This window comes from Bradyrhizobium sp. URHD0069 (assembly GCF_000701345.1).
Classification (GTDB): Bacteria; Pseudomonadota; Alphaproteobacteria; order Rhizobiales; family Xanthobacteraceae; genus Bradyrhizobium.
Map to the genome: position 1 here is coordinate 61,523 of NZ_JNIJ01000038.1, position 10,875 is coordinate 72,397.

The following is a 10,875-nucleotide window of genomic DNA, read 5'->3' on the forward strand; positions in this document are numbered from 1 at the left end:
CGGGGGTTACTGGATCATCCGCTTCCGCGGATGATGGCGGCCTTCTGCTGGACTGCGAGCGCGCTCCCAACAGGTGATCGTCGCCATGTCCGACCTTGCAAATCTCGAATCGCAAATTCTCGGCCAGATCGCCGCTGCCGGCGACGAAGCCGCGCTGGAAGCCGTGCGCGTCGCGGCGCTCGGCAAGAAGGGCTCGATTTCCGCGCTGTTGGCGACGCTTGGCAAAATGTCGCCGGACGAACGCAAGACGCAAGGTGCGGCGATCAATCTGGCCAAGGACAAGGTCACGCAGGCGCTGACCGCGCGCCGCGACATATTGAAGTCCGCAGCGCTTGACGCGCGGCTTGCGTCGGAAACCATCGACGTCACGCTGCCGCTGCGCGAAGCACCCGCCGAGCAGGGCCGGATTCATCCGCTCAGCCAGGTGATGGACGAACTCACGGCGATATTCGCCGACATGGGATTTGCCATCGCCGAGGGCCCGGATATCGAGACCGACGATTATAATTTTACAAAGCTGAATTTCCCCGAGGGCCATCCGGCGCGGGAGATGCACGACACGTTCTTCTTCAATCCGAAGGACGATGGCTCGCGCCTGCTGTTACGCACCCACACTTCACCGGTGCAGGTACGCACCATGCTCACCCAGAAGCCGCCGATCCGCGTCATCTGTCCGGGCCGCACCTATCGCATCGATTCCGACGCGACCCACACGCCGCAGTTTCATCAGGTCGAGGGCCTCGTCATCGACAAGGGCTCGCATCTCGGTCACCTCAAATGGATCCTGCACGAATTCTGCAAGGCGTTCTTCGAAGTCGATCACATCAACATGCGATTCCGCCCGTCGTTCTTTCCGTTCACCGAGCCGTCGCTCGAGGTCGATATCCAGTGCCGCCGCGACAAGGGCGAAATCCGCTTCGGCGAAGGCGAAGACTGGCTGGAGATTCTGGGCTGCGGCATGGTGCATCCGAACGTGCTGCGCGCCTGCGGCATCGATCCCGATGTCTATCAGGGCTTTGCCTGGGGCATGGGCATCGACCGCATCGCGATGCTGAAATACGGCATGTCCGATCTGCGGCAACTGTTCGAGAGCGACGTACGCTGGCTCAATCACTACGGTTTCAAGCCGCTCGATGTCCCGACGCTGGCGGGAGGATTGAGTTCGTGAGCGCGAGTGACGTCCCCGAGCAATATCGCGGCCTGCGTTCCTTCGCATTCGGCGACGGGCCGCGGCTTGCCGACGAACTGCTCGAGCTCGTCCTGAAGGGCGTCAAGACCGCGACTTGCAGCACCGAGGATGAACCGAACACGTCGACGCCGGGCGAGCGCTGGATCGTGCTCGACGGGCGCGGGACACCCCGATGCGTGATCGAATCGACAGAGGTGACCTATCGCCGCTACGGCGAAGTGGATGCAGCCTTTGCGCGCGATGAGGGCGAAGGCGATTGCAGCCTCGCCTACTGGCGCGAGGCGCATCGAGAGTATTTCGGACGACAGGGAAAGTTCAGCGAAGACATGATGCTGATGTGCGAGCGCTTTCGTCTGGTTGAGACTTTCGCAGATCACAGAGTTGCATCATGAAATTCACGCTTTCCTGGCTGAAGGAACATCTCGACACCGACGAGCCCGTTGAAAAGCTCGCCGACAAGCTCACCATGATCGGCCTTGAGGTCGAAAACATCGACGAGAAGGCGAAAGCGCTGGCGCCGTTCACCATTGCGCGCGTGATCTCCGCCGAGCAGCATCCCAATGCGGATCGTTTGCGGGTCTGCATGGTCGACACCGGCGATGGTGGCGCGCCGGTGCAGGTCGTCTGTGGCGCGCCGAATGCGCGCGCAGGCCTGGTCAGCGTGTTTTCGGCCCCCGGCACCTTCATCCCTGGCAAGAACATCACGCTCGGCGTCGGCACCATCAGGGGCGTCGAGAGCCGTGGCATGCTGTGCTCGGCAGCCGAACTGCAGATTTCGGAAGATCACGACGGCATCATGGAGCTGCCGGCTGACGCGCCTGTTGGTGCGGCTTACGCCCAATGGGCCGGGCTCGGCGATCCCGTGCTTGAAATCAACCTGACGCCGAACCGGCAGGACTGCGCCGGCGTGCACGGCATCGCCCGCGATCTTTCCGCCGCCGACATGGGAAAATTCAGAGATCCCGCGATCAAGCCGATCAAGGGCGAATTCCCCTGCCCGGTCAAAGTGACCGTCGAGGACGCGAAGCTGTGCCCGGGATTTGCCTTACGGCTGGTGCGCGGGGTCAAGAACGGCCCGTCGCCGGAATGGCTGCATAAGCGCCTGACCTCGATCGGGCTGCGGCCGATCAACGCGCTGGTCGATATCACGAACTTCATGACCTACGACCGCTCCCGGCCGCTGCATGTGTTCGACGCGGCGAAAGTGAAGGGCAATCTGACGGTGCGCCGCGCGCGCGAGGGCGAGACGCTGCTGGCGCTCGACGGCCGCACCTACACGCTCGACAGCGGGGTCTGCGTCATCGCTGACGATCACGGCGTCGAATCGCTCGCGGGCATCATGGGCGGCGAAGCTTCCGGCTGTTCGGAAGCGACCACCGATGTGCTGATCGAATCCGCGCTGTGGAACGAGATCAACATCGCGCAGACCGGCCGCAAGCTCGGCATCAACTCGGACGCCCGCTATCGCTTCGAGCGCGGCGTCGATCCGGCCTTCATGGTGCCGGGGCTCGAGATGGCAACCAAACTTGTCATGGAAATGTGCGGCGGCAGCCCTTCCGAAAATATCGTCGTCGGCAATGCCTTCGGCGAGGATCGCGTGATCGATTTTCCGCTCACCGAAGTGAAGCGGCTCGCCGGGATCGAGGTGCCGTTTCCTGAGATGAAACGCATTCTCGGCCATCTCGGCTTCATGGTGGCCGGCAGCGGCCCGGTGGTGAAGATCGCGGTGCCCTCCTGGCGGTCAGACGTGCATGGCAAGGCCGATATCGTCGAGGAGATCGTGCGCATTGTCGGCGTCGACAAAGTACCGATGACGCCGTTCGACCGCGGCGACGCACCGCGCAAGCCGATCCTCACCGCCATCCAGCTGCGCACCCGCCGTGCCAAGCGCGCGCTTGCGGCGCGCGGCATGGTCGAGGCGGTGACATGGTCATTCATCGCAAAGCCTGCGGCCGAATTGTTCGGCGGCGGGCAAAGCGAGCTCGCGCTCGCCAACCCGATCGCGTCCGATCTTTCGGACATGCGGCCGAGCCTGCTGCCGGGCCTTGTCGCCGCGGCGCAGGCGAATTCCGATCGCGGCTTTCCGGATGTCGCGCTGTTCGAAGTCGGCCAGGTGTTCAAAGGCGACCGCCCGGAGGATCAACTGATCGCGGCATCGGGCGTGCGCCACGGCTTTGCGTCCTCGCAGGGCCGGGGAAGGCACTGGTCGGGCTCGGCGATGACTGACGCGCTCGATGCCAAGGGCGATGCGTTTGCTCTACTATCGGCCGCCGGCGCGCCGATGCAGGCGCTGCAGATCGTGCCCGGCGGCCCCGGCTGGCTGCATCCCGGGCGTTCCGGCACCATCCAGATCGGTCCGCAGAACGTGCTGGGATATTTCGGCGAGTTGCATCCGCGCGCGCTGGAAGCGCTCGGCGCCGACGGCCCGCTGATCGCGTTCGAAGTGATTCTCGATCGCATTCCCGATGCCAAACAGAAGCCGACCCGTGCCAAGCCGGTGCTCGAACTCTCACCCTTCCAGCCGGTATCGCGCGACTTTGCGTTCATCGTCGATCGCAACGTCAAGGCTGGCGACATCGTGCGCGCGGCGCAGGGCGCCGACAAGAAGCTGATTACGGATGTCACCGTGTTCGACGTCTATGAAGGCAAGGGCATCGACGAGGGCAAGAAGTCGATCGCGATCGCCGTGACCATCCAGCCGCGCGAGAAAACCCTGACCGACCAGGAAATCGACGCGGTGGCGGCGAGGATCGTGGCCGAAGTGACAAAGAAGACCGGCGGCACGTTGCGCGGATGACGCCGAAAAGTGCGAAGCGGTTTTCGGAAAACGTCATGCGCCAGACGTTAAGGGCATGAGCCTTATCGACCTCATCCCGACCAATGTCAGTATCAACGCCGCCATCGCCATTTGCGCGATCGCTTTCGTTTCGGGAACGGCGCGCGGTTTTTCCGGGTTCGGCTCCGCGCTGATTTTCATGCCGCTGGCGAGCAGCATCGCGGAGCCGCGCCTTGTCGCTGCGCTGTTGCTCATCATCGATCTCGTCGCGGCGGCGCCGCTGATTCCGAATGCGTGGAAGCATGCGGACCGCAGGGCGACCGCGGTCATGGTGCTCGGCGCCCTCGTCGGCGTACCGATCGGAACCTATTTCCTCAGCCGGCTCGATCCGGTGACGACGCGCTGGATCATCTCCGCCTTCGTGTTCGCGCTGTTGATGCTGCTGCTGTCGGGCTGGCGGTATCGGGGAAAGGACCACCCTTCGATTTCCGTCGGCATCGGCGGGCTGTCCGGCTTTTGCAGCGGACTGGCACAGACCGGTGGGCCGCCTATCGTGGGCTATTGGCTGGGCCGGCCGATCGTCTCGGCCATTGCGCGCGCCAACATCATGCTGTTTTTTGCAGCCTCCGATTTCTTTTCCGCCGTAAGCTATTCATTGACCGGGCTCATCACGTCAGATGCGGTTCGATTTTCGTTTCTGGTCGGGCCGGTCTACGGCATCGGCGTCGCATTCGGCGCGGCGCTGTTCGGCCGCGCCAGCGAAACGCTCTTTCGGGCCATCTGTTATGTCTTGATCGCCGCCGCCGTCATCATCGGTCTGCCGGCGCTCGACGGCGTGCTGCGCTGAAGGTCTCGTCCACCATCACCAAATCGCAATACCCATAACCATCGCGCTCGACGCGCTCGCCGAGCACAATGGGGAGCCGGCGCGAAAAGATCGGACCCGCCACCACGCAGGTATGAAACTCGCCATTCTCGCCGCAGGGATCGATGCCATCGGGCAGATCGGCCAGCAATTGCTTATCGAACTTGCGCCCGGCAAATTCCGCCGGCAGCTTTTTCAAATCGACGGTGGCGAGATAGGCCTCCATCCCGCTCGAGATCATCGCGTGCGCCAGCGGCAAGGTCGGCCGGCCCCAAATCGGAAACACCGGCGTGATGCCGGTGCCGGCCAGCTTCTGTTCGCGGTAGGCCCTGATATCCTCAAGGAACAGATCGCCGAAGATGATGTGGGTGATGCCGGCCTGCACGGCGCGCGCGACGGCTTCGCCCATTTGCGCTTCGTAAATCACGTTCGGACAGGGATAGGGTATCGGCACAATAACCTGCGGCAATCCCGCGGCCTCACATTGCGCACGCAAAACCTCCTTCCGCACGCCGTGGATCGACACCCGTTCGAATGTCTCGGTCACCGTCGTCAGGGCGCCGACCACATCATATTCGCCCGCGCGCCTCACTTCATGGAGCGCGAACGCACTGTCCTTGCCGCTCGACCACGAGATCAGCGCCTTCGGTCGCAGCTGTTTCAATTGATTGGCGCTCCCGGCGCATTGCTACGTCGGCGCTTAGCGGCTGGCGCCGATGTCGCCGGTTCGGTATCCCTGAGCGCGCCGATCCTTCGCAGCGCCGCCTCCGCCGCGCGCTCGCCGCTTTCCCAGGCGCCGTCGACCGTTCCCCACAGGGTTTCGTGGGTCGCCTCGCCCGCGAGGAACATACAGCCGATCGGCTCCGCCAAGATTTTTCGCGAGGCTTGCCCGCCCGGCGCGGCTGATGACATCGCGCCAAGCGCGAACGGCGCGGCGTTCCAGCGGGTGGCGGTCGATCTCTTGACGGCAGAGGTTACTTCGCTGCCGAACAGTCTAGTCAGCCATTCCATTGCGAAGGCTATCATTGCCTTTTCGCCCTGCGCGGAAAGATCGCGGCCGAACGAGCCCGCCACATCGATCGAGCACAGCGATGAGCCTCCGATATTCGCGAACAACAGCGCCGTCCGCGTCGAGCTGCTCCGCTCGATAATGACGTCATCGCGGGCCAGGTCCAGCGGATTGCCCGGCAGTTGCAGGGCGATGTGGTCGTAACTGCCGAGGCTTAATTTTGCTGCGGCATCGAGATGGCGCTTCGGAATATCCGGCGTGAATTTGATATTGCCCGCGGTCAGCACGTTGCTCGATACCGTAATGACGGCGGCGCGCGCGACGATTTTGCCCGCCGGCGTCTCTACCGCGACATCACGGTTACTCCAGCCGATGCGGCTTGCGGGCGTCGACAATGAAAGCGGGACCTGCTTGCCAAGCGTTGTGATCAGCGTGCCGAGACCCTGACGGCAGGCGATCGCGGCGCTGCGCTCCTGCGCGCGCGCTCTGTCGACCACGGAGACATCGTTCAGGTCCTTGCCCGTAGCGTTCGCGCCCAGCACGAATTCCACCGTCCCGGCCCAGTCGCCAAGGTCCTTCGGCAGCACGGAGGCGCAGGACACGTCGGCCCTGCCGCGCGAAGCGTCGTCGATGGCGCGGTTGGCGCGGACCAGGGCTGCGAGAAATTCCTCGGTTTCACCGGCCCGCGCGTTGCGCCGGCCGACGCGGATCTTCTGGCCGATCGGCGCCGCAAAAACATCGAGCCCCGCATTGCGGGCGAGCCTGATCATGGCGTTGGAGTCGGGATTATGCATCCACCGCGCCCCGCGATCGAACGGCACGTCGAATGTCGAGATGTCGGTCAGGCAGCGGCCGCCGATCTGGTTCGAAGCCTCCACCACGATCACCCTGCGGTTCGCCGCCATGATCCGCCGCGCCGCGGCGATGCCGGCCGCGCCGGCGCCGATCACGACAATATCGGCCTCGCGCGGCAATGGCGCCGCCCATGCGCCGGCGCCAAGCGCCGGCGTCGCTGCAAGGCCTGCGGACGCCGACAGGAAATTGCGGCGCGTCATTGTCATGTCATGGTTTCCGAAAGCTTTGAGAAACATAAGAACATCCAGCGAACTTGCCGCATCCGGGCGCGGGCGGCAACTGTCATGGTGAATCAATCATGATTGATCCGCTGCATGCATGAACTAAATTGCAACGGCTTTCGACCATGATAAGGAAAGAGAAAAAAGCGGCTCGAAAGCGCGCTTGGGAAGAAGGTGTTATGGGCGTCGTACTCGATACCGTGGGCAAGCTGATCGCAAGCTACCTTCAGAAGGAGGTGCCGGGCTATGAGCCGTTCACACCGAGCGACCCGGAGCATTTGCGCGGCATTGTCGAGCAGGGCGACGTCCTGCTGGTCGAAGGCAACAACCGGGTTTCCGGCATCATCAAATATCTCACGCAATCAACCTGGTCGCATGCCGCGCTTTTCGTCGGTCCGATCGACGGCGCGTCCGAGCCCGACGGCGAACCGCATGTCTTGATCGAGGCCAATATCGGCGAAGGCGTGACGTCGGCGCCGCTGTCGAAATATTTCCCCTTTCACACCAGGCTGTGCCGGGCGGTCGGCCTGTCATTCGAAGACCGCAACACGGTGTGCCGCTACGCCATCAACCGAATCGGCTTCGGCTACGACACCAAGAACATCGTCGATTTGATGCGCTATCTGATTCCGCTGCCGATCCCGCAGCGCTGGCGGCGGCGGATGATCGCCTTCGGCTCCGGCGATCCCACCAAGATCATCTGCTCGGCACTGATCGCGCAGGCGTTCGGCGCCGTCCGCTATCCCATCCTCCCCAAGATCACTCGCGCCGCCAGCAGGAAGGCTCGGCGGGAGATCCTGCACATCCGCGATTCATCGCTCTACATGCCGCGCGATTTCGACATCTCGCCCTATTTCGAAATCGTCAAACCCACCATCGTGCACGGCTTCGACTACACGGCCCTGCACTGGGCCGACAAACAAAAGCCGCTCCAGGAGGTAGCAGGCCAATTCGGCGTGTTTCCAGAGACGATCTCGCCGCCACTTGTTCCTGAAGAGATTGACGAAGAGGCGCCGCTTCCGGCTGAAGAAGTAGTGCTGGACGCTGAGGAAGCGACGCTGGTCGAGCGCGTCACCGTGTCGGAGCATTTCATCGTCGTCGAGTACGTCCCCGCGCGTCCGGAGCGCCGCGCCCGACCGCGCGAGCGGACGCCAGAGCTGGTGGCTTGAAAGTCAGTCAGCTTCGTCCGCATCACGTTGGTCGTGCGCTGCCTTCATACATGAACGTCATCGGCTTCGGTCCGGGCATATAGCCCGTCTCGATGCGCTCGACGCGAAATCCTGTCCCCTCGATCATGGAGCGGATCGGACGGTTGAGGTGACAGCCACCGCTGATATACCGCCAGGCCGGCGTCAGCCGATGTTGCCACCGACGCACGGCCTCGTCGGGCGCCAGGCCGTGCTCGACGAACAGCAGCTTGCCGCCCGGCCGCAGGACGCGCCGCATTTCTGCGAGCGCCGTGGCAGCCTGCGGGATCGAGCACAAGGTCCAGGTCGTGACGACGGTATCGACGCTACTTTTGTCGAGCGGAATGGCCTCGGCGGAGGCCTCGAGGAAGCTGACTGGCAGGCCCGTCACATGTGACGCGCTTCGCGCCATGTTCAAAAGCCGAGGTGCGGGTTCGAGCGCCAGGACCTCCCGCACCGGCGGGCGATAGAACGGCAGGTTCATTCCCGACCCGACGCCGATCTCGAGCACCCTGCCTTCCGCCGCACCGATCACGCGCTCGCGAAAAGGCACGAGCTGCTTGTTGCGCATCGAAAGATCGCAAAGCCGAGGCAGGATGATATCGCTATAGAAGCCCATCGAGCACTCCTGAATGTTGTTCTAGAGTCCCGTTTCGATAGAATCGAAACGGGGATCTGGATTCTTGAGTTGACGCGTTTTCTTGACGCGAACCGGTCTCCACTTCGCTTGAAAACTCTCTAACAGCAATATAGCGCGGCATCTTGGCCGTGGCTTCGCCATGCAGGCTCATCCGGCAGGTTCCGGAATGGATTGAGGCCGCTTGATTGACTTCGGCGGCGACCGCGGAGGCTGGCCATCGATGCGGTCTTCGCGCGGCAACCCGAAGCCTTTGACCACGCCGAAGATCGCCGGGATCACGATCAGCGTCACTTGACGGCATCGCCGCCCAAATTTCGGATATGACTTCGCGATCTCGCGGCGCGAAGCGCCCGAGTGATGCAAAAATCTTTCGCCCGATAGAGGGCGTGGGGAATGCCGGGTGCACGGTGCACCCGCAGCCCGTGTGCAATGGTAGTAAGCACACGGTAGTCACCGCAGGTCACCGGAACACCCGGCATTCCCGCACGCAATGGTTTTAACGGCTTATATCGTGCTCTCCCCGGCGACGAATTCGTCTTGTCACCGTCATCGGCGGATTAAGGTTGTCAAAGCCCGGTCGGGCCGACAAACCTCCGCCGACTTGACACCAGCAACGGGTGCCAGGACCACACGGTTTTGCCGTCCGCATCAGCGCCGTTCGTCTGCGCGCCGCAAATCGCTCACGAGGTTCAACTCGCCCTGCGATTGCCAAATGCGCGCCCGACGCTGCCGCGTCCACCGCATCCCACCCCGCGTCCGTGACGATCGCGATACGCCCCTCTCATGGGGTGAGACGGCGAGGCTTATAGAAGTGATTTGGGTCAAACGGGAAGCGGAATATTTTTGCGAACAGGACTGGACTACCCAAATCAGACTGATCCGGTTCAACAATTTGCGACTACGGAGAGCGTGAAAAAAGATGCCATTGAGCACGCGACGGTCGTTTAGACGCCGAACGCCGCACATCTTGTTCGGCAGCATCGGCTTGATGGCGGTCCATTCAAAGTCGCTGAGTTCGTAGCGCATGATCGCGGCTCCGGTTTCGGAGCTTGAATCACGTCCTTCGCGGAGCCGCTCATGCTCTGAATTTACTTCCGCTTTCGGCAGCATAACGGACATGGCCGGGCTTGCTGGCGGCCGACTGCGTCGCGAATGACCCGGAGCGGACCTCATCGACCCGGGCAGAACGGGCTCACCGCGACCGTCGGAATAGGGACAAGGCCGCCAACTCAGGCGGCCTCGATCTTGCGAGAATCCATCGGCTATAGTGGAACGCCCTCGACAACGAAGCTGCGGAATTTCGCTAACTTGTTGCGGAGCGGTAGGAGGTCCTTGAAGGCCGTTGAATCGCGGTAAGCCTGGACTTTTTCGAGGCTATCCCACTGTTGAATGACAACGCGCGATTTCGGCGGTTCTCCTTCGATCGTGGTGGTCTTGCCTCCGGCGGCAAGGAATTTGCCGCCAGCCGCTTTGATCGCAGCCTGAGCCTTTGGAACGTAGTCCTTCAAATACGCTTCCTGGTCCAAGAAATCGATTTCAACGACTTGGTAGACGGGGGGTTGGCCTGGGCGTGAAGCCCCTGAACCGCGACCGCGCCAAGTCCGAAACCCGCGAGCATTGCCAACGTCACGGTGTAGTGGGTTTTCATGACTTTCCTCCCTGATCGTTGCAAGATTTGCCGCGTGTGCGTGCGCACACGACCGTGCGAGTGCTGGTAGCACCGGCAAAAAAGTACGTCGGTCTATTTAGGTGCGATGCCTGCCGACGGCTTCGACGCTGCCGTAAAAAAACTCGGGGCCTCGGCACGTCCCGCTGGCAGCTCTCAAAGGCACCGGGTGGAAACATACATCAGTGGGAAGGATGTCGAAAGAGGCGTGGCGGTCAATCACCCTTAAAGGGGCATTGAGAACGTCTCCTTCAGAAAGGTCTCCGTTGCCCAGTTCCAAAACCCGGGTGCCGACACCGGGAGCCAACCACTGAATGACAGCCCAGCCCAACGGGCGGGTTTTCTTTGTTGCTGGTTTCATCCGCAGCGATCAACGATTGATGAAACGTAGCAGACTTAGCACAAGAGCTTTCGATCGCCCTGCAATTCGCAGGGGCATTGGCGGCATCACTGTCCGTTCGTGGCAC

Annotated in this window: 10 protein-coding genes and 1 pseudogene; 5 read left to right on the forward strand and 6 right to left on the reverse strand. The window is 62.5% G+C overall.

Features of this window, described 5'->3' with window-relative positions:
- Positions 1-85 precede the first annotated feature (85 nt).
- From pheS to N554_RS0122450, 4 genes are read left to right on the forward strand one after another with little or no spacing between them, the layout of a single operon-like run.
- Entirely contained in the window at positions 86-1,168 is a 1,083-nt protein-coding gene (gene pheS, locus N554_RS0122435; protein WP_029585524.1) for a phenylalanine--tRNA ligase subunit alpha, read from the forward strand.
- The gene (locus N554_RS0122440; RefSeq protein WP_029585525.1) at positions 1,165-1,581 is read left to right on the forward strand and encodes an ASCH domain-containing protein; all 417 of its coding nucleotides are present in this window, start codon (positions 1,165-1,167) and stop codon (positions 1,579-1,581) included. The genes pheS and N554_RS0122440 overlap by 4 nt, the downstream gene beginning before the upstream one ends.
- Entirely contained in the window at positions 1,578-3,986 is a 2,409-nt protein-coding gene (gene pheT / locus N554_RS0122445; protein WP_029585526.1) for a phenylalanine--tRNA ligase subunit beta, read from the forward strand. The genes N554_RS0122440 and pheT overlap by 4 nt, the downstream gene beginning before the upstream one ends.
- A 55-nt stretch (positions 3,987-4,041) precedes the next feature.
- Complete coding sequence (locus N554_RS0122450) at positions 4,042-4,812, forward strand: sulfite exporter TauE/SafE family protein (protein WP_029585527.1); 771 nt, start codon at positions 4,042-4,044, stop codon at positions 4,810-4,812.
- Here the strand turns inward: N554_RS0122450 and N554_RS0122455 are convergent.
- Both N554_RS0122455 and N554_RS0122460 read right to left on the reverse strand, forming a co-directional pair.
- On the reverse strand, positions 4,775-5,494 hold the full coding sequence (locus N554_RS0122455) for an adenine nucleotide alpha hydrolase (RefSeq protein ID WP_245283676.1): 720 nt from the start codon (positions 5,492-5,494) through the stop codon (positions 4,775-4,777). The two genes, N554_RS0122450 and N554_RS0122455, sit on opposite strands and share 38 nt — an antisense overlap.
- Positions 5,491-6,900, reverse strand: a complete 1,410-nt coding sequence (locus N554_RS0122460) for a flavin monoamine oxidase family protein (RefSeq protein WP_029585529.1) — start codon at positions 6,898-6,900, stop codon at positions 5,491-5,493. The genes N554_RS0122455 and N554_RS0122460 overlap by 4 nt, the downstream gene beginning before the upstream one ends.
- Positions 6,901-7,094: 194 nt before the next feature.
- On the opposite strand from N554_RS0122460, the gene N554_RS0122465 reads away from it, so the two are divergent.
- Positions 7,095-8,084 (forward strand): YiiX/YebB-like N1pC/P60 family cysteine hydrolase, encoded by a 990-nt coding sequence (locus tag N554_RS0122465; RefSeq protein WP_029585531.1) that lies wholly within the window; start codon positions 7,095-7,097, stop codon positions 8,082-8,084.
- 22 nt (positions 8,085-8,106) lie between these two features.
- Here the strand turns inward: N554_RS0122465 and N554_RS0122470 are convergent, their stop codons facing one another.
- From N554_RS0122470 to N554_RS41110, 4 genes and pseudogenes are all read right to left on the reverse strand, one after another.
- Positions 8,107-8,721 (reverse strand): class I SAM-dependent methyltransferase, encoded by a 615-nt coding sequence (locus tag N554_RS0122470; protein WP_029585533.1) that lies wholly within the window; start codon positions 8,719-8,721, stop codon positions 8,107-8,109.
- Positions 8,722-9,654: 933 nt separating this feature from the next.
- Positions 9,655-9,768 (reverse strand): annotated as a pseudogene (locus tag N554_RS40195) (IS5/IS1182 family transposase); the annotation flags it as partial.
- Positions 9,769-10,004: 236 nt separating this feature from the next.
- Positions 10,005-10,250, reverse strand: coding sequence for a DUF1330 domain-containing protein (locus tag N554_RS41105; protein WP_245283677.1), 246 nt, complete (start codon positions 10,248-10,250; stop codon positions 10,005-10,007).
- On the reverse strand, positions 10,247-10,390 hold the full coding sequence (locus tag N554_RS41110; protein ID WP_197033696.1) for a hypothetical protein: 144 nt from the start codon (positions 10,388-10,390) through the stop codon (positions 10,247-10,249). Before N554_RS41110 ends, N554_RS41105 begins: the two co-directional genes overlap by 4 nt.
- Positions 10,391-10,875: the final 485 nt, after the last annotated feature.

Bases quoted from the DNA above. Each gene is read 5' to 3' on its own strand.
- pheS (WP_029585524.1), top strand. From the start codon at position 86: ATGTCCGACCTTGCAAATCTCGAATCGCAAATTCTCGGCCAGATCGCC.
- pheT (WP_029585526.1), top strand. From the start codon at position 1,578: ATGAAATTCACGCTTTCCTGGCTGAAGGAACATCTCGACACCGACGAG.
- N554_RS0122450 (WP_029585527.1), top strand. From the start codon at position 4,042: ATGAGCCTTATCGACCTCATCCCGACCAATGTCAGTATCAACGCCGCC.
- N554_RS0122460 (WP_029585529.1), bottom strand. From the start codon at position 6,900: ATGACAATGACGCGCCGCAATTTCCTGTCGGCGTCCGCAGGCCTTGCA.
- N554_RS0122465 (WP_029585531.1), top strand. From the start codon at position 7,095: ATGGGCGTCGTACTCGATACCGTGGGCAAGCTGATCGCAAGCTACCTT.
- N554_RS0122470 (WP_029585533.1), bottom strand. From the start codon at position 8,721: ATGGGCTTCTATAGCGATATCATCCTGCCTCGGCTTTGCGATCTTTCG.
- N554_RS41110 (WP_197033696.1), bottom strand. From the start codon at position 10,390: ATGAAAACCCACTACACCGTGACGTTGGCAATGCTCGCGGGTTTCGGA.